This window comes from Nocardia transvalensis NBRC 15921 (genome assembly GCF_000308875.1).
Classification (GTDB): domain Bacteria; phylum Actinomycetota; class Actinomycetes; order Mycobacteriales; family Mycobacteriaceae; genus Nocardia; species Nocardia transvalensis.
Window position 1 is genome coordinate 25886 of sequence record NZ_BAGL01000087.1, and the last position, 22442, is coordinate 48327.

Consider the following 22442-nt stretch of genomic DNA (forward strand, 5'->3'; position numbering starts at 1 on the left):
AAATATCCGATGTCAGCCGTTTACGATGGCCGAAGTTCGTGCATAGCCATCGAGTTCGAAGCAATACAAACGAGCACAGTCACGAACACAGGAGCAGCGATGCGCGCGATGGTGGTTCACGACTTCGGTGGCCGGGCCGAACCGGCGGAGGTACCGACCCCCGCGCCGGGGCCCGGCGGCATCCAGATCCGGATCGAGGCGGCCGGGGTGAACCCGTTCGATCGCAAGATCGTCGACGGCATCCTGAAAGATCGGCTCCCCTACGACTTTCCGATGATTCCGGGCATCGACGGTGCGGGGACGGTGTCGGCCGTGGGCCCGGGTACCGAGGCCTTCGCCGTCGGCGACCGCGTGGCCGGTAAATTTCTCGTCCCGCCGATCGGGCACGGCACCTTCGCCGAATACATCGTGGTGCCGGAGCGGCAGGTCACCACCATTCCCGACGCGGTCACCGCCCTCCAGGCCGCCGCGCTGCCGACCGCCGGGCTCACCGCCCAGGACCTCACCGACGCCGCGGGCCTCACGCCCGGACAGGTGGTGCTGATCAACGGCGCCGCGGGCGGGGTCGGATCGTTCCTGGTGCAGCTGGCCAACGCGGCCGGTGCGCAGGTCATCGCCACCGCCCGCGCCGACGACACCGACCGGATGATCCGGCTGGGCGCGGCCGAGGTGGTCGACTACACCCGCGCCCCGGTCGGCGATTCCGTGCACTTCGTCCAGCCGGACGGCATCGATGTCCTGTTCGACCTGGTCTCCCCCGGCCCCCGGCTGGCCGATCTGCTCGAGGTCGTCCGGGCGGGCGGCGCGGTGTTCAGTACCGTCGGCGCCGCCGACGAGGCCGAACTGCGGGCCCGCGGGCTGCGCGGCGGCAACCTCGACTCCACCGCCGGGGCGGACCGGCTGCGCCACCTGCTGCGGCTGGTGGCCGACGGCGATGTGGTGGTCCCGATCGAGGCGGCCCGGCCGCTGACCGACGCCCCGGCCGTCCTCGGCGCGGGCGGTGCGCGCGGCAAGACGGTGCTCGTCGTCTGACCCGACATCGAGCCGGCGACGAGCGCCCGGTCGCGTAACCGGCCGTTGTAGACGACAATCGGCGGCATCGATGCGTCCACGCCCGGCAACTCCGGCGGCCCCCTGTTCCGACGTCGCGACGGCCCCACTCGGCGGTCCCGCGGAGACCGGGGCCACAATTGTTCCCGGTTTGGTCACCCGCGATTGTGGGTAAAGCAATCCGCCCATAATCGTGCGACCACGGTTTTATCAGGGATACTTGACGACGAGGACCTCCAGACCAGGCGGTTCTCGGATAGTTACTTGCAGAAAGGAAGCTCGACGTCGTGGATGCGCGTACAGCTGCGCTGGTCCGCGCCAACTTCCGGTCGGTAGTCGAGGCGCCGTCCGGGCCCGAACGGCTGATCAGCGCGTTCTACGGGCACCTGTTCGCGGAGAACCCGCGGTTGCGCGAACTCTTCCCGCCGACCATGGACATGCAGGCCAAGCGGTTGATGACCGCGATCGGCTTCGTACTGGACCATCTGGAGAGCTGGGACCGGGCGCAGCGATTCCTCGAACAGCTCGCCCGCGACCATCGCAAATACGGCGTGGAAGCGGCCCACTACGACCTCGCCGGCCGCGCCCTGGTCGCCGCGTTCCGCACCTACAACGGACCGAACTGGACCCGGCCGCTGGAGGCGGGCTGGCGCGATATCAGCATCCTCATCTCGGCCTCGATGGCCATCGGCGCCAATTCCGACAAGTCGCAACCGTATTGGGAGGCGACGGTGGTCGGTCATCGCCGCGTCCTCGACGATCTGGCCATCGTGCGGTTGCAGTCGGAGAGCCCGATCCCGTATCAGGCCGGGCAATACGTGCCGATCTCGATTCCGCAGCGGCCCAAGATGTGGCGATACCTATCCCCGGCCATCCCGACGAATCCCTACGGCGAGATCGAATTCCACGTCCGCAAGGTGCGCACCGGGTGGGTGAGCCCCGGCATCGTCAACGAGACCCGGGTCGGGGACGTCTGGCAGATCGCGGGCCCGCTGGGCGGCCTGCACGTGGAGCGCAACAGCGGCCGCGACGTGCTGATGATCGGTTCCGGCACCGGAATCGCCCCGCTGCGCGCGCAACTCATCGAGATGGGCCGCCGCGGCATGAATCCCCGGGTGCACTTCTTCATCGGCGGGCGCTACCCCTGCGACCTGTACGACGTGGAGAACATGTGGCAGCTGTCGTTGAGCAATCCGTGGCTGACCGTGGTTCCGGTGTGCGAGAACGAATCCAACCCGTGGTGGCATCCCTATCCCCCCGCCGACCCGCCGTTCGGCATGCACCGGCGATTGATCGGTAATCTGGGCGCGGTGGTCGCCAGCATGGGCGCGTGGGCCGACCGGCAGATCCAGATCGCCGGTTCCGGGCGGATGATCGCCGACACCCGCCGCGCCCTGCTCGCGGTCGGCACCCCGGAGTGGGCGATCATGTCCGATCCGGTGTGATCCCGGCCGAAAGCATGCCGGGAAACGAAAAGTCGCTCTTGACAGAAGGGTAGCCCCAGTGACCATCGGGCCCGACCAGACCGGGGAGATCCATCTCGGTACGCAGGAGTGGCGTTCCACGGTGGTGGGGCATCATCGGCTGCGGCACGATCTCGCGGTGATCCGGTTGATCGGCGAGTACGTGCCGTTTCTCGCCGGGCAGTCGGTGGAGGTCCAGGTGCCGCAGCATCCGGGGTTGCGGCGGCGGTTGTCGCCCGCGCTGCCGCCCTCGCTGGACGGCAAGCTGGAGTTCCACGTGCGGACCGTCCCGGGCGGCTGGTGCAGCGGGTCGATCGTGGCCGACACCCGGCCCGGCGACGAATGGCGTCTCGGCGCCCCGGCGGGCTGGCTGAGCGTCGACGACTGGGCCACCGATGTCGTGATGATCGCCGGCGGAACGGGTCTGGCGCCGCTGCGCTCGCTGCTGCTGGAGCTGTCCCGCCGCCCCGAACCGCCGCGCACCCACCTGTTCGTCGGCGCCCGCACCCCGCGCGACCTCTACGCCTCGGACATGTTGTTCCTGCTGGCCGGCGAATTGCCCTGGCTCACCGTGATTCCGGTGGTCGAGGGCGCCTACGACCCCGGCTGGGTCGACGAATGGTACGAACGCTGCCGCGTGGACATCGGTTTCGACGTGGACGAGATGCTGGAGGGCACCCTCGCCGAGGTCGTCGGCGATATGGGCCCCCTACTCCATCACCAGGTGCTGGTGTGCGGCTCCCCCGGCATGACCCGCGCCACCGTCGACCGCCTGATCCAGACCGGCACCCCCGCGGAAGCCATTCGCTACGAAGGGCTTTAGGCCGTGCGCTAGAGCAGGGGGTCGTGGCGGATGTTCTTGGTGGGCAGGCCCGTGGCCATGAGGCGGAACTTGGTGGTCTGGATCATGCTCGGGGAGCCGACGATCTGGACATCGCGGTCGTCCCAGCGGCCGTGGGCGGCGACGACCCGGCCGATCTGGCCGATGCGGCGCGGTTCGATGCCGGGAAGTTCGGGCGGGTCCTCGGGGTCGTAGTGCCACCAAGGGTTTTCGTCGCTCTCGACCACCGGGGTCACGGTGAGCCACTTGTTGGCCACGGCCAGTTCGCTGAGCACCGGCAGGTCGTAGAGGTCGCAGGGGTGGCGGCCGCCGAGGAACAGGTGCACCTTGGGATTGGAGCGGCGACGGGTCATCGCCATCAGCTGCGCCCGCAGCGGGGCGATGCCGGTGCCGCAGCCGACCATCAGCATCTTGCGCCGCGTATTGCGGAGCATGCCGAGCCCGCCCAGCGGCGCCCCGAGCAGCCACGTGTCGCCGACCTCGGTATGCGTGACCATCGCCGGGCTGACCCAGCCGCCGGTGACCGCGCGGATGTGGAATTCGATCTCCCCGTTGGGATTCGCGGGGACCGCCGGAGACAGGTACCGCCACATGCGCGGCCGGGACGGAATCTGCACGCTCATGTACTGGCCGGCCGTGTACTGCATCGGCTCGTCCAGCCGCAGGCGCACGACCGCCAGATTCCGCAGCACCTCGCGGCGTTCGATCACGGTCCCGGTCCAGTACGCCGGCGTGTCCTCCTGCTCGGCGGCGCCGATCATGGTGTCGGCGATGACGCCGATGCCCTCGGCCCAGGCCCGCTCGACCTCGTCGGTCCACAGCTCGGTACCCGCGTAGGCGCGTAGCGCGGCCTGCAGCGATTCGCCCACGGCCGCATAGTGTTCCGCCCGCACGCCGTACTTGCGATGGTCGCGCCCGAGCTGCGCGAGGAACGGGAGCAGGCGCTCGGGCTCCTCCAGCCGGTCCACCACGTGGGCGATGGCCTTGACCAAGCGGTCGCGCTGGGCTTCCAGTGCGGCGGGGAAGAATTCGCGGACGTGCGGATGCTCGGTGAACAGGATGGCGTAGAACGATCGCGCGAGCTTCTCCGGTCCCCCCTCCTCCGCAGCAACCGCCTTGAACGTCGTTCTTATCAATGCGACGGTCCGCGAATCCATGTGTCTCACAACCCCATTTCGCACTCGAACACGGGCCACACCGACGAGCGAGGTGCTGCGGACACTCGACAGCAGCCGATGTGAACAGAGTGTAGGGGAGGTTTGCCAGCAACGGAACGATCCCACCGAACAACGCGCATGTAATTCCGTCGAAACCAGCACCCCAAACGTAAAGCCCCATGGAAACCGACCGTTTGACTAGGACACGCCAGTCGAAATAGCCTCCATCACACGGAATTTGCGGGATTCGTTTTGCGATCCACAGGCTTACAGCGATTTTGCCGCAAACTTTCTGAGACACAGGAGATGTGGATCAAAGCCCCGAAACGGACACTCCGGCAACGCGAAAGCGACACGCCGGGGTGGGGCGGGACGAACGTGCCAGTAACACAATGTGTTCGATGCACGGGGAAGTCCAGCACATAGTTAGCAACAGGAAGCTTTCGTGCTCCCACATGTTTCCGGCGTGCTCTTGGCCGGAAACCCGCAAGCCGACAACGAAACAGCGCCCCCGGTCTCCCGAGAGCGCTGCTCATACCTAGCGGCGGAGACCTATCTCCGCTTGTTGCGGGGCTGCCAGACCACCAGCGCGGTGCTGCGCTGGGGCGGGGACAGTTCGGGGCGGTAGCCCGCGCGCATCCGCTCGACCTCGGCGGCCAGTTCGCGGACCCGCTCCTGCAGTTCCTCGACCTGGTTGGTGAGTTCGATGATCCGCTTGATGCCGGCCAGGTTGACGCCCTCGTCCTGGGACAGCCGCTGCACCTCGCGCAGCAGCTCCACGTCCCGGGCCGAATAGCGTCGGCCGCCACCCGAAGTACGCTGCGGGGTCACCAGACCCAGCCGGTCGTAGGTGCGCAGGGTCTGCGCGTGCATACCGGCCAGTTGGGCGGCCACGGAGATCATGAAGAACTCCGCGCCGCTGTGCGCCTTCTTGGGATCCATCACACACCTGCCCATCCCGCGCGGGGGTCGAACCCGCTGGTCTTCTCCGCCTCGGCGTAGCGCCGCAGCGCCTCGGAGGCATTGTCGTCCAGCTTCTGCGGCACCGCGACCTTCACCGTGACGAGCAGGTCACCGGCGCCTCCGCCGCGCTTGGGAACACCACGCCCACGCACCCGCAGGGTACGCCCGTCGGCGGTGCCGGGCGGCACCTTCACGCCGACCCGGCCGTCGAGGGTCGGGACGGAAACGGTTGTCCCCAGGACCAGTTCGGAGTAGCTGACCGGCAGTACCAGGGTCAGATCGTCGCCGTTGCGGCCGAAGACCTTGTCCTGGCTGACGTGCACGGTGACGTACAGGTCGCCGGCCGGTGCGCCCCGCAGGCCCGCCTCACCCTGTCCGGCCAGCCGGATGCGCTGGCCGTCACGGACACCCGGCGGGATCCGCACGGTGATCGTGCGCGTCCGGTTCTGGATGCCGCTGCCGTGGCAGTCCGGGCACGGGTCGTCGATGATCGACCCGGTGCCGCGGCAGTCGTCGCACGGCTCGCTGAACCCGAACGCACCCTGGTTGCGGCTGATCACGCCACTTCCGTTGCAGTGCGGGCAGACTCGCGGGCTCGTGCCCGGCTTGGCGCCGCTGCCGTGACAGGTCGTACACGGCGACGGGCTGGTCATCCGCAGCGGGACGGTGACGCCCTGCGCGGCCTCGCGGAACCCGAGGGTCGTCTCGGTCTCCACATCGCTGCCGCGCCGCGGCCGCGACGAGGTGCGCGCACCCGCGCCGCCACCGCGGTTGAACAGGCCGCCGAGCAGGTCGCCCAAGCCCCCGTCGCCACCCGCGGCGGCGGCGCCGCCGAAGATGTCGCCGAGATTGAACTCGCCGGTGGCGAACCCACCGGGCCCGTACGACCCGCTGGCGCCACCGGGCGAGAACCCGCCGCGGCCGAAACCGCCACTGGCGAACAGCCGCCGGGCCTCGTCGTACTCCTTGCGCTTCTCCGGATCCGCCAGCACGGCGTGCGCCTCGCTGACGGCCTTGAACCGCTCCTCGGCCTTGGCATCCCCCGGATTCTTGTCCGGGTGCAGGTCACGGGCCAGCTTGCGGTACGCCTTCTTGACGTCTTCCGCGGTGGCGCTGGAGGAAATACCCAGCTCTTTGTAGAAGTCCTTTTCGAGCCACTCCCGATTCACCGGGCATCTCCTCCTTTCGTGTTGTTACGCGATGCCGTCGGCATCGTTGCCAGCGTTCGGTACATCCGGCGTCTCCACCAGATCGGCCACCCCGTCGGTGACGCCCACCAGCGCGTGCCGGAGGACGCGGTCACCGAAGCGGTAGCCCTTGCGCATCACGACGCCGATCACCGGGTTGTGCCCGTCGCCCTCGTGCTGCACGGCCTCGTGCAGGGTCGGATCGAAGGGCTCGCCCTCCGCGCCGAATTCCTCGAGACCCAGTTTGGTCAACGCGTCGACGAGCTTGTCCGCCACCGACTTCAGCGGCCCGGACGCCAGATCGCCGTGCGCGCGGGCGCGGTCGAGATCGTCGAGCACGCCCAGCAGTTCGGTGACCACCGCCGACTTGGCCGAATCGGTCGCGGCCTTGCGGTCGCGTTCGACGCGGCGGCGGTAGTTGGCGTACTCGGCGGTCAGCCGCTGCAGATCGGCGGTGCGTTCCGCCAGTTCGGCGCTGATCGCGTCGGCCGGGCCGTCACCGTTACCGGCTTCGGCGGTCCCGGACGCCGGGGCCGCGGCGGCATCCGCCGCGGCCTCGGTGCCCTCGTTCTGCGATGCCGTTCCGGCGGACCGACCCTCGAACTCCGACGGATCGACCTTTCGCTTGTTCACGATGGTGATCGGCTCCTGTTCGGGGTGCTTGTCGGTCACTTCTTCTCCGGCTCTTCCACGACCTCGGCGTCCACGACGGTGTCATCGGTAGTGGAACCAGAAGAACCGTTAGCTGCGCTTTCAGAGGCGGCCGACTCGGCGGCCGACGCCTCGTAGATCGCCTGGCCCAGGGCCTGCGATTCGGCGGCCAGCTTCTCCACCGCGGCCTTGACCGCGGCGTTGTCGGTGCCCTTCAGCGCCTCCTTGGCCTCGCCGATGGCCTCCTCGACCTTGCCCTTCACGTCCGCGGGGACCTTGTCCTCGTTGTCGGCGATGAACTTCTCGGTCTGGTGCACCAGCGACTCCGCCTGGTTGCGGGTCTCCGCCTCCTCGCGACGCGCCTTGTCCTCGGCCGCGTGCGCCTCGGCGTCCTTGACCATCCGGTCGATCTCCTCCTTGGACAGGCCGGAGCCGTCCTGGATCTTGATCGTGTTCTCCTTGCCGGTGCCCTTGTCCTTGGCGGTGACGTGGACGATGCCGTTGGCGTCGATGTCGAAGGTGACCTCGATCTGCGGCACGCCGCGCGGGGCCGGCGGGATGCCGGTCAGCTCGAAGGAGCCGAGCAGCTTGTTGTGCGAGGCGATCTCGCGCTCACCCTGGAAGACCTGGATCTGCACCGACGGCTGGTTGTCGTCGGCGGTGGTGAAGGTCTCCGACCGCTTGGTGGGGATGGTCGTGTTGCGCTCGATGAGCTTGGTCATCACGCCGCCCTTGGTCTCGATGCCCAGCGACAGCGGGGTCACATCGAGCAGCAGGACGTCCTTGACCTCACCCTTGAGCACACCGGCCTGCAGCACGGCGCCGATGGCGACGACCTCGTCCGGGTTCACGCCCTTGTTGGGCTCCTTGCCGCCGGTCAGCTCGCGCACCAGATCGGTGACGGCGGGCATGCGGGTCGAACCACCCACCAGGACAACGTGATCGATGTCCTTGACCGAGATGCCGGCGTCCTTGATCACCGACTGGAACGGCTGCCGGGTGCGGTCGAGCAGATCCGAGGTGATCTTCTGGAACTCGGAACGGGTCAGCTGCTCGTCGAGGAACAGCGGGTTCTTCTCCGAGTCGACGGTGATGTAGGGCAGGTTGATCGAGGTGCTCTGCGAGGAGCTGAGTTCGATCTTGGCCTTCTCCGCGGCCTCACGCAGCCGCTGCATGGCCATCTTGTCCTTGGTCAGGTCGATGCCCGAGCTGCCCTTGAACTTGTCGACCAGCCACTTGACGACGCGCTCGTCCCAGTCGTCGCCACCGAGGTGGTTGTCGCCGGAGGTCGCGCGGACCTCGACGACGCCCTCGCCGATCTCCAGCAGCGAGACGTCGAAGGTGCCGCCACCGAGGTCGAAGACCAGGATGGTCTGTTCCTTCTCGCCCTTGTCCAAGCCGTACGCCAGCGCGGCCGCGGTGGGCTCGTTGACGATGCGCAGGACGTTGAGGCCCGCGATCTGGCCGGCCTCCTTGGTGGCCTGGCGCTGCGCGTCCTCGAAGTAGGCGGGGACGGTGATGACCGCGTCGGTGATCTCCTCACCGAGGTAGGACTCGGCATCGCGCTTCAGCTTCATCAGCGTGCGCGCCGAGATCTCCTGCGCGGTGTACTTCTTGTCGTCGATCTCGACGGTCCAGTCCTCACCCATGTGGCGCTTGACGGACCGGATGGTGCGATCGACGTTGGTAACAGCCTGGTTCTTCGCCGGCTGGCCGACCAGTACCTCGCCGTTCTTCGCGAACGCGACGATCGACGGGGTGGTGCGCGATCCCTCGGAGTTGGCGACGACGACCGGCTCACCGCCTTCGAGAACGGCGATGACCGAGTTCGTGGTCCCGAGGTCGATACCGACCGCACGAGCCATAGTTGTTCCTCCTAGTTGACGTCCTGGTGTGCAACGGGCGGACCTGCCGCCCCGAACACACGGAGCACGGTCCCAGCAACGCTGAGCGTGGTCGGCTCAATCCTGCCTGCCGACCCGATCCGAGTCAACCACAGACTTGAGTCTCACTAGCTCAACTTTGCATCGATCAGCTCAACGAGCGCCCGACACGGATCATTCCCGGGCGACCAAGATTTTTTCGCGGCCGTGCCGGCCGGCGCCCCTCAGCGCTTCGCGAGGACGACGTACAACGGCTCGCCGGCCGGAGTCAGCTGCAGGTATCCGCTGTCGCCGGTGTCCTTGGCATAGACGGAGACGATCGGGGCCTTGTCGGGGAGATCCGTGGAGCGCTCGACGGACAGGTGCGTGATCGCGCCACCGGGAACGCCCACGGTCCGGGGAGCGCCCGCGAGGTAACGCGCCAGCACGGACATATCGAGCGTGCCCAGATCGAACGGGCGAGCGTCCTGATCGCGGGTGGTGACATACGAGTCGTCGAAGTTCCCGCGATAGGTGAAGCGCTGGGTGCCGCCCGGTGCGGCCCGTTCGAAGGAGGCGAATTCGGGGTGCAGCGTCACCTCGTCGACCATCAGTTCGCCGAAGTGAGCGCGATAGTCGGCGAGGAACGTCTCGATCCCCTGGGCGGTAGTCAGATCGGGCAGGTGCGAAGGGCTCGATCCGGGATGGTCGGTGGTCGCGAAGCCCACGAGCGCACCGCCCGCGGCCGCCGCCACCACGGCGGCGACGGCGGGAACCCACCGCCGCGACCGTCGCCGCCGAGACGGATTCACCACGGCACTGCGGACCAGGTTGCGCGGGATCTGGAGATCGCCGATCAGCTTGTCGAGATCGCCGAAGGTCTTGGCCCGCAGCGCCGCCGCGGTTCTTTCGCCGTGTTCGTCCTCGGTGAGCTGGCCGTCGTCGCGGGCGGCGTCGATCAGCGCACAGGCGTCCACCCGGTCGGCGTCGCGGACCCGCAGGCCGCTGTGCCGCGTCGCGCTCACGGCGTCACCGCGCGCGAATCACGCTGTGCCCGTTGCTCGTCTACTACTGTGCGCACCGTCGACGCCTATCTCTTGAACGGGTAGGCCCGCACCGTGTCACCGGCCGGAGTGGCGGCCAGGTAGCCGCTCTCCTTGAACTCGTTGCCGACATAGATCGAGATCTCCGGGGCGTCGGAGATGGTGTCCGCCCCGATATTGATATGCGACACCACCCCGCCGTCGACCCGGAGCAGCCCCGGGGCCTGGGCCAGCAGCCTGCCGAGCGCGGCCGGGTCCACGGCGGCCAGGTCGAAGGTCGGGGTGTCGAGCGGGCGCGTCGTCATGGCGTGCCGCTGCTTGAACCCGCCCTGGAATTCGTATTCGACCACGCGATTCGGCTGGCCCGCCGGGGCCAGTTCGACGTACGCGTAGCCCGGGAACAGCGTCAGCTCGTCGACCACGACCCCGCCGAACTTCGCCCGAATCTGCTCCCGGACGTGCGCGAAGCCGTCGGCGGTGGTCAGATTCGGCATCGGCACCACCAGCGGCTCGACCACCGCGGGCAGCGGTGCGGAGGCCGCGGCGGGCGCGGGCGGCGACCGATGCGTGGCCAGGAATCCCGCCACCGCCGCGCACACCACCGACGCCGCCACCCCAGCGACGAGCAGGCCGCGGCGCGAACTCGGTCGCCGCGGCTCGGCGGGTGCGTCGGGCGGCCGTTGCAGATCGGCGGTCAGATCCGCCAGATCACCGAGAGTCGTTGCCGCCCCGGCTAATTCGGTCAGCGTGTCGTGATCCTGCGCCGAGAGCTGGCCGTCGCCGCGGGCCGCGTCCAGGATCGCGCAGGTGGCCGCGCGGTCGGCGTCCCGCGCGCGGACCCAGCCCGGATACTCGCCGCCGCGCCGCGGCATCCGCAGCGAATCCGGCCGGGGCAGTCCCAGATCGTCGGTGCCCGCCGACGGTTGCAGGTCGGCCACCAGGCGATGCAGCTGGGCCAAGGTCTCCGCGGCGGAGGCGCGGTCGGAACGGTCGTGATATTCGTCCGCGCCGAGCTGGCCCTCCTCGTAGGCGGCGTCCAGCCGCGCGCGCGTGGTCACCCGATCGACATCGCGGGCCCGAATACGTCCCGTCTCGGCCGAGTATCCCGACGATCCGGACGTTTTCGACACCACATCCGGATAGTAATGCCACGCAACGAACGACACGCCGCCGTGTCGTGAGCGGTCAGCGTGCGGCGGCGAGGACCTCGTCGGCCAGGTCGTCGTCGAGGCTGATCCGGACCAGGGCGGCGGCGAATTCGGCATCGTGGCCGCGCGGGCCCAGGCGTTCGAGGGCCTCCGGATCGGTGGGCAGGTGCAGGTGTTCGGCGCCCTTGCGGGCACGTTCGTCGAAGTGCGGGCGCACCCAGGTCCAGACGTCCTGCACCTCGCGCAGGAAGATGTCCGCGCCGACCGGGCCGATGCCCTTGAACTGCTGCAGCAGGTCGGCCAGCCGCGTCGGGTCACGATCGGCCTCCGCGGCCAATCGGCGCAGGTCACCGTGGTACTTGTCGAGGAGCAGCGAGGAGTTCTCGCCCAGCCGCGTCGCGGTGGACTCGTCATAGCGCTTGTAGTGCCCGCGCCCCAGCGCGTCGACGAGTTCCTGCCAGCCGGCGTCGGCGACCCGCTGCGGCGTGCGATAGCCGGACGTGTTGAGTTCGCGCGCGGCCGTGATCGCGATATCCGCCGAGATCCGGGCGCTCAGCAGCTGGGCCAGCACCAACAGCTGGAACAGGGGCGCGGGCTTGTCCGCGAGCGTGATTCCGGCCTCGGTCGCGTAACTGGTGCCCGCGCGATCCAGCAGCGCACGCACGATGGTGTTGTCGTTTCGACTCATCTCGCACCGCCTTTCGTCGGTGTCGGCCTACCCCGCAGCGCACGAGCTACACCCGGCCCCGTCGCGATTGTCCCGCGCGCCCGGGCGGTCGAAACTGCCCCGATCAGCGGGGAGGCTCGCCGAGCAGCGGGAAGCGGCCGGATTCGAGCAGGCGCGCGATCGCGTCCACGCGGGCCTGTGGCGCCGCGTAGTCCGGATGCGCGCGGAATACGGCGGCAGCATCGTGCAGCCGGACCATCTGCGACTCGGCCGCCGCGGCGGTGCGCCCGCCGGGTGTGACCGGATGGGTCGCCAGGACCGGGTGCGCCGGATCGACCCGTCCCAGGTGCACGGCCTTGTCGACGCGCCGCGCACAACGGCAGAACGCCTGCGGATTCGCCAGGCCGCAGGCCGAATTCAGGAAGTTGCCGAGGCGCTTCTTGGCGCGCTCCAGCCGCTTGCGGTAGGCGGCCGGGGTGGTGTCGAGGATCCACGCGGCCTCGGCCGAACTCAGTTCGAAGACGTCACCGAGGACGAAGGCCACGCGCTCCTCGCGCGACAGGCACTGCAACATGCCCTGGCTACAGCTGAGCCGGACCTCGCGGGTGAGCACGGTCGCCTCGGGTCCGCGATGGTCCTCGGCGGCCAGGCCGTCGCGCAGGCCCGCGCCGAAATCGTCCAGGGACAGCTGCGCCGCCTCCTGCGGGCTGCGGCGGCGCTGGTTCAGCAGGAAATTGACGCCGATGCGGTAGGCCCAGGTCAACAGCCGCGCCTCGCCCCGGAAGGTGCCGAGGTGGCCGAGGACGCGCAGCAGGATCTCCTGCACCGCGTCCTCGGCGTCCGCCGGGCGTCCGGTCATGCGCAGCGCCAGGCGATACAGCGGATCCTGCAACAACCGGACGATCTCGGTGACCGCGTCCCGGTCGCCCGCAGCGGCGCGGGCGGCCAGCGCACCGTCCGCCGCCGCGTCTCCCTCCGGCCCCGCGGCCGGTTCCACCGTCATCACCACATCGTTCGCCGCCCGCGCGAGGAGCGCAAACACCAACCCCCCGTGCCGCTCGACCGACCGGATCAGCGCCCGCCGGACAGGAGGGCGTGTTTGTCCAGCCAGGCCGCCACGGCCGCGCCGATGGCGTCGGGCCGGTCCTCGGGGGCGTGGTGCCCGGCCGGGCCGATGGAGACCGACTCGGCCGCGGCGAATGTGGCCACCGCCCAGTCGATCACGCCTCCCGCACCGAGGCCCGCGCCGTTCTCCACACTCATCACCAGCTTGGGGATCTCCGGCGACCGCGCCATCCAGCGGCCGTAGTCCTCGATGATCTCGACCACGTCCGCGGGCTCACCGCCGAGCGGAATCTCCCTCGGCCACACCAGCATCGGCAGTCGCGACCGCGGCGTCGGATAGTAGGAGCGGTAGACCTCGTGCGCGGCGGGGTCCAGGTTCCGGGTGGCGGCGGGCAGGTTGAATTCGATGAACATGTTGTCCTCCAGCACCATTCGCTCGCCCTCCGGTGACCGGAACCGGCGGAACAGCTCCGCGCCCTGCGGCGGCATCTCCGCCCAGCTCAGCGGGCGCAAGAACGTCTCCACGACCGCGATGCCCCGCACCCGGTCAGGATTCCTTGCCGCCCAGTGCATTCCGAGCGCACCGCCCCAATCGTGACCGACCAGGACCACCCGGTCCAGGCCCAGAGCGTCGAACCAGGCGTCCAGGTAGCGCGCGTGATCGGTGAACCGGTACGGGATCTCGGGCCGCCCCGAATTCCCCATGCCGATCAGATCGGGCGCCAGCGCCCTGGTCCGGTCGCTCACATGCGGTATCACGTTGCGCCACAGGTACGACGAGGTGGGGTTGCCGTGCAGGAATACCACCGGGATATCCCCCGCGCCGGTGTCGCGGTAGTCGATGAACGAGTCGAGAACGTCGATGGTGGGCATCGGCCGTGTCCTTCCGTGAGAGGCGTACATCCGGTTGGACACCGACCCGCGCGGGTTGTGACAGCGAGGTCATGTGAGCCGCATCACTAACACTCCGGGCCCGATTCACGCCGGAGGCCGGGGTGGATGCCGGGCGTCAGGCCGGCGCCGTCCGCCACCTTCTTCAGCAGCCGCCGCAGCACCGCGCGCTCGTCGTCGTCCAGCGGCGCGAGCAGGACCGCCTCCATCTCGCGGACGATCGGCTCGGCCCGCGCCAGCAGGTCGTAGGCGGCGGGCAGGAGGTGCACGGCGTAGGCGCGGCGATCGGCCGGATGCCGGCGGCGCTCGACCAGATCCCGCTTCTCCAGGTCGTCGACCAGCCCGACCATCACATTGCGGTGGATGCGCAGCGTGTCGCAGAGCTGCTGCTGAGTCTGGCCGTCGTGCGCGTGCAGCAGGCGCAGCGTCCCGAAGTGCCGGGGCCCGATTCCCAGCGGCGCGAGCGCGTCGGTGAACCGGAAGGCCGTGTTGAAGCCCAGCTGCCCGATGAGGAAGGCGGCGCGTTCGGACAGCGGAACGAAGGGGGGCTCGGTCACCCTCCCAGCATACGCAAGCAACGCACTCTTAATGATTGCACAGTTGATTGATAATCACTTCAAGTGCATAGTTTGAGAGGTTCAGCTCCCTCGAACGAAAAGAGATCGTCATGACCGACTCCCCGACCGCGGATTCGCCTCCGCTCGACCCGCGGCGCTGGATCGCCTTCGCGGTCGTACTCGCCGCCGGATTCATGGACCTGCTCGACGTCACGATCGTCAACGTGGCGGTGCCGAGCGTCCAGAAGGATCTGAACGCGGCCTACTCCCAGCTGGAGTGGATCGTCGCCGCCTACGTCCTGTCGTTCGCGGCGGTGCTGATCACCGGCGGGCGGCTCGGCGACATCTACGGGCGCAAGCGGATCTTCATCGTCGGCATGGCCGGATTCACGCTGGCCTCGCTGGTCTGCGGGCTCAGCGGCACACCGGCGGTGCTCATCGGATCGCGGTTCGTACAGGGCGCTTTCGCCGGATTGATGGTGCCCCAGATCCTGGCCACCATCCGGGTGACGTTCCCGAAACACGAACGGGCCAAGGCGATCGCGATCTACAGCGGGGTCGGCGGTTCGGCGTCGGCGGTCGGGCTGTCGCTGGGCGGGCTGCTGGTGCAGTGGAATCTGTTCGATCTGACCTGGCGGCCGATCTTCCTGGTCAACGTGCCGGTCGGCATCGTCGCGCTGATCGCCGCCGCGGCGGTGATGCAGGATTCCCGGTCCACGGCCGCCGCCCGGCTCGATGTCCCCGGTATGGCGCTCGCCGTCTCCGCCGTGCTCCTGCTGGTCTATCCCCTCACCGAGGGACGGCGGTTGGACTGGCCCGCTTGGACTTTCGTCATGATGGCCGCGGCGGCGGTCACCTTCGGACTCTTCGTCGGCTACGAACGCCGGCGCGCCCGGACGACCGGATCACCACTGATCGATCTCGATCTGTTCCGGTCGCGGCCGTTCGCCGTGGGGCTGGCGGCATGGCTGCTGTTCTGGATCGCGCTCGGCGGGTTCTTCCTGGTCTGGACGCTGTTCATGCAGGGCGGGCTGGGCTGGACGCCGATGCGGGCCGGGCTCACGGCGGTCAGTTTCGCCGTCGGCGCCGGGATCGGGGCGGGTACGTCGGTCAGCGCGCTGACGCCGCGGTTCGGCCGGCTGGTGCTGCTGGCGGGCGGGCTGATCACCGCGGCCGCGTTCGTGGCCTACGGCTGGATGGCGGCGCACTACGAGGGCGAATTCTCCTCGTGGCAGATGATCGCGCCGCTGGTGGTCGCCGGCGCCGGGTTCGGCACGGTGGTCGCGCCGACCATCGACCTGCTGCTCGGCCAGGTACCGGAGCACGAGGCGGGCGCCGCGGCCGGATTGCTCAATACCGGACAGCAATTGGGGATGGCGCTGGGTGTCGCGCTGGTCGGCATCGTCTTCTTCACCCAGCTCGACCACGATTCCGCACGCGGCGTGGCGGCGGTGGCCCCGCAGACCCGCGCCGACCTCGCCGCCCAGGGCCTGCCCGGCCCCGCCCAGGACGAGATCCTCGCGAATTTCGGTGCGTGCGTGCGTGATCGGTCGGCACAGGCCGACCCGAGCGCCGTGCCCGACAGCTGCCGCTCCGACACCGGCACGGCCTCTCCCGCTGTGGCACAGACCCTTTCGCAAGCCGGCGAGGAGGCCAACGCCGTGAACTTCGCCCACACCTTCTACTACACCCTCGGCTTCGGCGGCGCCCTGCTCGTACTCGTCGGCCTCGGATTCCTGGCCCTGCCCAGGGACGCCCGGCTGGAACAGCACGAGCCGGGGGCGGATTCGGAGGACGAACTGGTAGGAGTGTGATCGGGGCGTCCTGACCCCTATTTTCCGGCATGCTTTCGGCCGGAATCCACCGCCGCCCGCCCCCGGTACCGAAGCTCGGGACGGGTGGCGGGCGACGGAGTAGCGTGCGGGTTATGAAGGCGGTCGTCTGTTCCGAAGGCAAGCTCGAGGTCGCCGAGGTGGCGGCGCCCCGGCCGGGGCCGGGGCAAGTGCTGATCAGCGTGTCGCGGTGCGGGATCTGCGGTTCGGACCTGCACGCGCGGGTGCACTGCGACGATCTCGCCGATCTGGCGGCCACTACCGGATACGACAACTTCATGCGCTCCGATCAACGGGTCGTGCTCGGGCACGAATTCTGCGGGGAGGTCGTCGAATACGGGCCCGGCTGCCGCAAGCGGTGGCGGCCCGGCACCAAGGTGGTCGCACTACCGATCCTGCGCAACGGGCGCGAGCCGGAGTTGACCGGACTGTCCGAGGCCGCGCCCGGCGGGTACGCCGAACAGGTGGTGGTCCAGGAGTCGATGACCTTCCCCGTGCCCAACGGGCTGTCGGACGAACACGCGGCGCTCACCGAGCCCATGGCCGTGGCCTGGCACGCGGTGCGCCGGGGCCGGGTGGGCAAGGGCCGGACCGCCTATGTGATCGGGTGCGGGCCGATCGGCCTCGCGGTGATCTCCATGCTGCGGGCCGCGGGCGTGAAAACCATTGTGGCCAGCGATTTCTCACCGCGCCGTCGGGAGCTCGCCACGCGCTGCGGCGCCGATGTCGTGGTCGATCCCGCCGCCGATTCGCCGTGGACCGCCGCGCCGAAGAAGAGCCGCGTCACCGGCGTCACGGACGTGCTGAACCTCGGCTTCGACGCGATGGAGCGGCTGCGCCGCCTGCCGAATCTGCCGTGGTGGTACGCGTTCCGGCTGGCGCACACCCTGAACGCGGGCCCGTCCGGCCCGGTGATCTTCGAATGTGTCGGCGTCCCGGGGATCATCGACCAGATCCTCACCGCCGCCCCGCCCATGTCCCGCGTCGTGGTGGTCGGCGTCTGCATGGAGGCCGACCGGATCCGTCCGGCCGTGGCCATCAACAAGGAGATCGACCTGCGCTTCGCCTTCGGCTACGACCCCGGCGAATTCCGCGACACCCTGCACATGATCGCCGACGGCAAGGTCGACCCTTCCCCGCTCATTACCGGCACCGTGGGCCTCGCCGGCGTCGACAACGCCTTCACCGCCCTGGCCAACCCGGAACAACACGCCAAAATCCTCATCGACCCGACCTCTCCCGCCATCGAGCCCTGAGCCAGAGGATGAGCCGGGCGGCTCACGAGGTGGGGGTACGGGGTGGGTGAATTCGGGACAAGGGGGTGGTGATGGGCTCGCGGAGGAGTTCCACGATGCCTTCCGCGCTGCGAGCACCCGTTTCGCAGGCCGTGGCGGTGAAGCGATCCGCGAGGGGATGGCGGGCCCGGGAGCGCCAAGTGCGCACGGCGGCAACGGCTTCCGCGCGGAGGGTGGCGGAGTCGGCCGATTCCGGCAGGCCCAGCCGGGCGTGCGGGGCGATACCCGACCCGCCGACCAGCCGGTAGAGATCGGCGAGATCGTCTGCGGGAAGGGTCAATTCGTCGGCGCGCAGCCGCCGGAGGAGGCGGAGTTCGGTGAATCCGTGGACATCGGCGAGCAACGTGTGCACGCGGGGCAGCAGCCGGTCGGCGGGCGTGCCCGGATGCGCGGCCAGCACCCGGGCCAGCGCGGTCAGGGCCGAATGGGCCTTCAACTGGTCGGCGCGCTCGGCGAATTGGACCTCCAGCACCGAGCGCAGGTCGTCCAGACCGCTCTGCCGGGTCAGTTCGGCGGCGAGCGTCACCGAATCGCGGACGCCGAGCCGGATCAGGGTGACGGCGGTGCGAATGCCGAACAGCCCGAACCGGGCCGACAGATGCGCCCGGATCTCCGGCGGCACCGGCAAGGCCAGGTCGGGGCGGGCGAAGCGATCCGCCGACAGCAGCGCCGCGCCCAGCTCGTCGGCCGGCACCGCCGCCAGCGCCTCGAAGGCGTCGTATTCGCGCTGCCGGAGCGTGGCCGCCGCGAACGCGAGCAGTCCCGCCACCGGAATCACGGCCTGGCACAACCCGGTTCGCTCCAGTTCACCCGCGAACCGTCCGGCCACCTCACGCGCCGAATGCAGGGCGTCGATGCGCCCCGCGCCGATCTCGTCGGCCCGCGACACCACCCCGATCACACCCAGCGGTCCGGCGACTCCCGACACATGCTGTGGCCCAGTGGCTCTCGTCGCTATCCGCTCGAGGAGTCCGAGGTCCGCCGAATCGAGACGCCGGAGCAGGTACACGACGGCATCGGCCGCGGGCAGCGGGGTCGCGGCGGGATCGTCCGGATCGAGCAGCCGCGTCGTTCGCAGGGACACCTCCCGCGACAGCGACGACGTGCCCGGCGTATCGATGATCGTCGTGCGCGCCAACGCTTCCGACGGCCACTCCACCTCGAGTTGGTCGACCTCGCCCGGCTCGCGCGAGGACCAGCGCAGCGCGGACAGGTCGAAGGTCAGGCCGTGCGCGCCCGGCAGCCCGCCCACGCCCGGTGCGCGACGGACCACGACATCGGCCCTGGCCCCGCCGGCGGCATGCGCCGTCACGCGCGGCGCGGATCCGTGCCGGTACCAGGTGACGGTCCGGGTGCATTCGGTGGCGTCGGTCGGCGCGATGTCCTGGCCGACGAGCGCGTTCAGGAGCGTCGACTTGCCCGCCTTCAGCTGGCCCACCAGCGCGACGCGCAGCGGTTGATCCAGGCGGCGCGCGCACTCGTCCAGCAGGGCTGCCGGGCGCGACCGCGGCGCGAATTCCCCTGCGGCCGTGGCGATCAGCCGCCGTGCCTCCGGTACGGTCCCCTCGGCGTTCATCCGGCCACCGGGCCGGTGGTCGCGGATATCGCGTCGGCGTAGCGGCGCAGGTCCGCCACGACGCGCAGTTGCCGTTCCAGTTCGGCGCAGCGTTCGGTGCGCCGGGCCGTCTCGACCCCGGCGGCGTCCTGAGCCGCCTGGAGCGAATCGCTGAGGGAACGCAGGCCGCGGTCGGCGATACCGGTGAAGTGGTCGCGCAGCATCCGGTGGATGCGGTGCAGCCGGTCGCGGGACTGTTTGCCCGCTTCGAAGGCGATATCGTCGAGGAAGCGGCGCACCGCCGCCTTGGCCTCGCCGCGCCGGCGCGTCAGCCTGTCCCGCTTGTCGTCGCGGAAAGCCTTGCCGCCCAGCAGGATTCCCGCACCCAGCGACAACGGGTTGACCAGGGAAAGCCCCGCCACGGTTCCGGCCAGGCCCACCATGACCATGCCGCCGTAGGACCCGCGCATGCCGACGAGCAGCTTGTGGCCCATGCCCAGATCCGGTTCCAGCTCCGCCAGGGTCGCCGACGACGGGGCGGGCTCCTCCGGCGACGGATCGGCCCGCACGGACGGCAGTTCGACCGCGCCGAATTCGAGGAAGTGCTCGCCGATCCGCTCGGCCAGATGCGTCGCGCGCTGATGGGTCCACAGCAGGTTGTCGCCGATCGCGGTGTCGACTGTGGCGGTGAGCCATTCGGCGACGCCGTCCCAGTGCCGGGCCGGATCGTTGTCGTCGATCCACTCCTCCGCGGTGCGGGCGATGGCGCGTAGCCGGTCGCGCAGGTCGTGGTCGATATCGGCGACGAGATCGGTGACGCCGTCGCCCAGGGTCTGCTGCCAGGAGGCGGTCCGGCGATGCAGGTCCTCGGCGTGCGCCTTGGCCGCCCGTAGTTCCCGGATCGCCGTGGCGCCCCGTTCCGGATCGCGCAGGGCCACCAGCTCGCTGCCCAGCGCGAGCGCGAGATGTTCTGCGGCCGAGGAGATGTCGAGCGCGACCGCGCGGCGGGTGGCCGCTTGGTCCCGGGCGACGACCTGTTCGCGCAGGAAGTCGTACAGCGGGCCGAATCCCGATTCGCGGCCCAGCTGTTCGTCGCGCAGGCGCATGGCGTGGCTTCGCAGCAGCGCGGAGACCGGCAGTATCGGCAGCTCCAGCTCGTGCCCGCGGAGGTGGCGCTGATCGGCCTGGAGCACCTGCCGCCAATGCGGGTACAGGTCGATCTTGGTGAGTACCAGGGCGACCGCCGGGCACAGCTGCCGGGCCTGGCGCAGGAATTCGGCCTCCGGTTCGGTGAGTTCGGTGGAGGCGTCCGACAGCAGCAGCACCGCGTCGGCGGTCGCGGCGAGGCCGAGCGCGCCGGAACTCCCGCCGGCCCGGCCGCCGAGGGCCGGGGTGTCGATCAGGACGATGCCGTCGGCCAGCAGCGGGTTCGGGGCCTGGATCTCCAAGCGCGACACCGGTCCGTGCGGGGAGCGGGGCGTTACGTCACGAATACCGCTGAGCTGCAACGGGATACGTTTGCCCTCGCCGTCTCCCGGCTCCGCCACAACGAGTTCCGCGCGCGGTTGCGGCCCGTGGGAGAGGACGATCGGGACCGAGGTGGCGGCGTCGTCACCGACCGGGCAGAACTCGGCGTTCAGCAGGGCGTTGACGAATCGGCTCTTGCCTTGGTTGCCGAGGCCGGCGACGACGATGCGGCGCCGCGGGTCGCGGATCCGGTCGGCCAGGGCCCGCAGCCGGGTGACCAGATCGCCACGATTCGCCGCCCGCGCGGCCGCGATGGTCTCCGCGACCATCGTGGCCGGCGGCAATGCCGGTGTGCCGGAATTCGGGCCCATCGCCACCTTCGTCCTCTTCCCTCGTCCCTCGATCCGTCTCGATCAGTGCGGCAATTCGCCGCCGAGATCCGCACCGACGTGGGATTCGGTGGCCCCCGTGGCCTGCGCATCGCCGAACAGCCCACCCTGCGCACCCCCGTCCAGCGCCCCCGTGCCGCCGAACGACGCGCCGACCCCACTGCCGAACGCATGCGACACATCGATACTCGACCAGGTATCCGCCACCGGCGACACCCCACCACTCGAACCCATCCCCACCCCACCGACAACACCGACCCCACTCTCGGCCCCACCACCGATATCGACCCCACCACCAGCGCCGAGCCCACTCTCCAACCCACCACTCAGCCCGGTCCCCACACCCCCGGCACCACCCAGCCCACTCTCCAGACCGCCACTCAGCTCAGTCCCCACCCCACCGACAGCCCCGAGCCCGCTCTCCAGACCGCCGCTCAGTCCGGTCCCGACCCCACCGGCAGCGCCCAGCCCGGTCTCCAGGCCACCACTCAACTCGGTCCCCACTCCACCGGCAGCGCCCAGCCCGGTCTCCAGGCCACCACTCAACTCGGTCCCCACTCCACCGGCAGCGCCGAGGCCGGTCTCCAGGCCACCACTCAGCCCGGTCCCGACCGCGCCGACAGCGCCGAGCCCGCTCTGCACGCCACCGCTCAGGTCTCCGACGGCTCCCAGCGCGCCCTCCGCCTCACCGCTCAGTGCGGTTCCGAGCCCTGCGGCGGCCCCCAGCGCACTGTCGGCCCCGCCGCTCGACCCGACCTCCAAACCGCTCCCGACCTGAGTCGCCGAGCCGACCACACCGCCGATCTCCACACCCGCCAGATCCTGCACTCCCGCAACGGTTCCGGCCCCCACGCCGAGCGAAGCCGACAGCCCCGTCTCCAACCCGGTACCCGCCGACACGGCCCCACCGAGCGACGACTCGAGCCCCGCAGCGACATCCGCACCCGCTCCAGCGACCACACCCAGACCCGCGCCCAATGCACCACCCACATCCGCTCCGGCACCACCAGCAGCGCCCAGACCCGAGCCCAGCGCACCACCCACACCCGCAGCCACATCGGCCCCGGCACCCGCGGCAGCACCCAAGCCCGCGCCCAGCGCACCACCCACACCCGCAGCCACATCCGCTCCCGCACCCGCGGCAGCACCCAAGCCCGCACCGAGCGCACCACCGACGCCCGCGGCCACATCGGCCCCGGCCCCCAGACCGGCCGACAGGCCCGCATCCAGAGCGCCATTCACCCCGGCGATTCCGTCGGCCCCGACGCCCGCGGCTGCACCCAGACCGGCGCCTACCTGGGCGATGGCATCCGCCCCGGCACCCAAGCCCGCCGACAGCCCGGCGTCGAGGGCACCACC

The 22442-nt window shown here is 69.9% G+C and carries 20 protein-coding genes; 6 read left to right on the forward strand and 14 right to left on the reverse strand.

Going from position 1 to position 22442, the window contains the following annotated elements; all coding sequences use genetic code 11:
- The first annotated feature begins 99 nt into the window (after positions 1–99).
- The 3 genes from ON41_RS30055 (at position 100) to ON41_RS30065 (ending at position 3336) form a co-directional block, all read left to right on the forward strand.
- Positions 100–1032, forward strand: a complete 933-nt coding sequence (locus ON41_RS30055) for an NADP-dependent oxidoreductase (RefSeq protein ID WP_040751439.1) — start codon at positions 100–102, stop codon at positions 1030–1032.
- Between the two features lie 305 nt (positions 1033–1337).
- Positions 1338–2495, forward strand: coding sequence for a globin domain-containing protein (locus ON41_RS30060; protein ID WP_040751440.1), 1158 nt, complete (start codon positions 1338–1340; stop codon positions 2493–2495).
- Positions 2496–2553: 58 nt separating this feature from the next.
- On the forward strand, positions 2554–3336 hold the full coding sequence (locus ON41_RS30065; RefSeq protein ID WP_083905734.1) for an FAD-binding oxidoreductase: 783 nt from the start codon (positions 2554–2556) through the stop codon (positions 3334–3336).
- A gap of 8 nt (positions 3337–3344) precedes the next feature.
- On the opposite strand, the gene ON41_RS30070 is transcribed toward ON41_RS30065, so the two are convergent.
- From ON41_RS30070 to ON41_RS30120, 11 genes are all read right to left on the reverse strand, one after another.
- Positions 3345–4511, reverse strand: coding sequence for a globin domain-containing protein (locus ON41_RS30070; RefSeq protein WP_040751442.1), 1167 nt, complete (start codon positions 4509–4511; stop codon positions 3345–3347).
- Positions 4512–5063: 552 nt separating this feature from the next.
- Positions 5064–5453: a heat shock protein transcriptional repressor HspR gene (locus ON41_RS30075; protein WP_040751443.1), complete on the reverse strand. Its 390-nt coding sequence runs from the start codon at positions 5451–5453 to the stop codon at positions 5064–5066.
- Positions 5453–6643, reverse strand: a complete 1191-nt coding sequence (gene dnaJ, locus ON41_RS30080) for a molecular chaperone DnaJ (RefSeq protein ID WP_040751444.1) — start codon at positions 6641–6643, stop codon at positions 5453–5455. The genes ON41_RS30075 and dnaJ overlap by 1 nt, the downstream gene beginning before the upstream one ends.
- Before the next feature lie 24 nt (positions 6644–6667).
- Positions 6668–7333: a nucleotide exchange factor GrpE gene (gene grpE, locus ON41_RS30085; protein WP_040751445.1), complete on the reverse strand. Its 666-nt coding sequence runs from the start codon at positions 7331–7333 to the stop codon at positions 6668–6670.
- Positions 7330–9177, reverse strand: coding sequence for a molecular chaperone DnaK (gene dnaK, locus ON41_RS30090; RefSeq protein ID WP_040751447.1), 1848 nt, complete (start codon positions 9175–9177; stop codon positions 7330–7332). Before dnaK ends, grpE begins: the two co-directional genes overlap by 4 nt.
- A 242-nt stretch (positions 9178–9419) precedes the next feature.
- A complete protein-coding gene (locus ON41_RS30095; RefSeq protein WP_040751448.1) occupies positions 9420–10199 on the reverse strand; it encodes a DUF1707 SHOCT-like domain-containing protein in 780 nt (259 codons plus the stop codon).
- A gap of 65 nt (positions 10200–10264) precedes the next feature.
- Entirely contained in the window at positions 10265–11350 is a 1086-nt protein-coding gene (locus ON41_RS30100; RefSeq protein ID WP_051162792.1) for a DUF1707 SHOCT-like domain-containing protein, read from the reverse strand.
- A gap of 52 nt (positions 11351–11402) precedes the next feature.
- Positions 11403–12053 (reverse strand): HhH-GDP family DNA glycosylase, encoded by a 651-nt coding sequence (locus ON41_RS30105; RefSeq protein ID WP_040751450.1) that lies wholly within the window; start codon positions 12051–12053, stop codon positions 11403–11405.
- A gap of 103 nt (positions 12054–12156) precedes the next feature.
- Complete coding sequence (locus tag ON41_RS30110) at positions 12157–13035, reverse strand: RNA polymerase sigma factor (RefSeq protein ID WP_051162800.1); 879 nt, start codon at positions 13033–13035, stop codon at positions 12157–12159.
- Between the two features lie 68 nt (positions 13036–13103).
- Entirely contained in the window at positions 13104–13970 is an 867-nt protein-coding gene (locus tag ON41_RS30115) for a haloalkane dehalogenase (RefSeq protein WP_040751451.1), read from the reverse strand.
- Between the two features lie 86 nt (positions 13971–14056).
- Positions 14057–14545: a MarR family winged helix-turn-helix transcriptional regulator gene (locus ON41_RS30120; protein ID WP_040751453.1), complete on the reverse strand. Its 489-nt coding sequence runs from the start codon at positions 14543–14545 to the stop codon at positions 14057–14059.
- Positions 14546–14655: 110 nt separating this feature from the next.
- Here ON41_RS30120 and ON41_RS30125 point away from each other — a divergent pair, with 110 nt between their 5' ends.
- The gene (locus ON41_RS30125; RefSeq protein WP_040751455.1) at positions 14656–16359 is read left to right on the forward strand and encodes an MFS transporter; all 1704 of its coding nucleotides are present in this window, start codon (positions 14656–14658) and stop codon (positions 16357–16359) included.
- Positions 16360–16472: 113 nt separating this feature from the next.
- On the forward strand, positions 16473–17633 hold the full coding sequence (locus ON41_RS30130; RefSeq protein ID WP_040751456.1) for a zinc-binding dehydrogenase: 1161 nt from the start codon (positions 16473–16475) through the stop codon (positions 17631–17633).
- A gap of 22 nt (positions 17634–17655) precedes the next feature.
- On the opposite strand, the gene ON41_RS30135 is transcribed toward ON41_RS30130, so the two are convergent.
- From ON41_RS30135 to ON41_RS41890, 3 genes are read right to left on the reverse strand one after another with little or no spacing between them, the layout of a single operon-like run.
- A complete protein-coding gene (locus ON41_RS30135; protein ID WP_051162794.1) occupies positions 17656–19248 on the reverse strand; it encodes a dynamin family protein in 1593 nt (530 codons plus the stop codon).
- Positions 19245–21065, reverse strand: a complete 1821-nt coding sequence (locus tag ON41_RS30140; protein ID WP_040751457.1) for a dynamin family protein — start codon at positions 21063–21065, stop codon at positions 19245–19247. The genes ON41_RS30135 and ON41_RS30140 overlap by 4 nt, the downstream gene beginning before the upstream one ends.
- Before the next feature lie 42 nt (positions 21066–21107).
- Positions 21108–21263 (reverse strand): hypothetical protein, encoded by a 156-nt coding sequence (locus ON41_RS41890; protein ID WP_157185663.1) that lies wholly within the window; start codon positions 21261–21263, stop codon positions 21108–21110.
- On the opposite strand from ON41_RS41890, the gene ON41_RS39375 reads away from it, so the two are divergent.
- Positions 21255–22442: hypothetical protein (locus ON41_RS39375; protein ID WP_373281371.1), on the forward strand; the 1188-nt coding region annotated here is incomplete at its 3' end. The genes ON41_RS41890 and ON41_RS39375 overlap by 9 nt on opposite strands.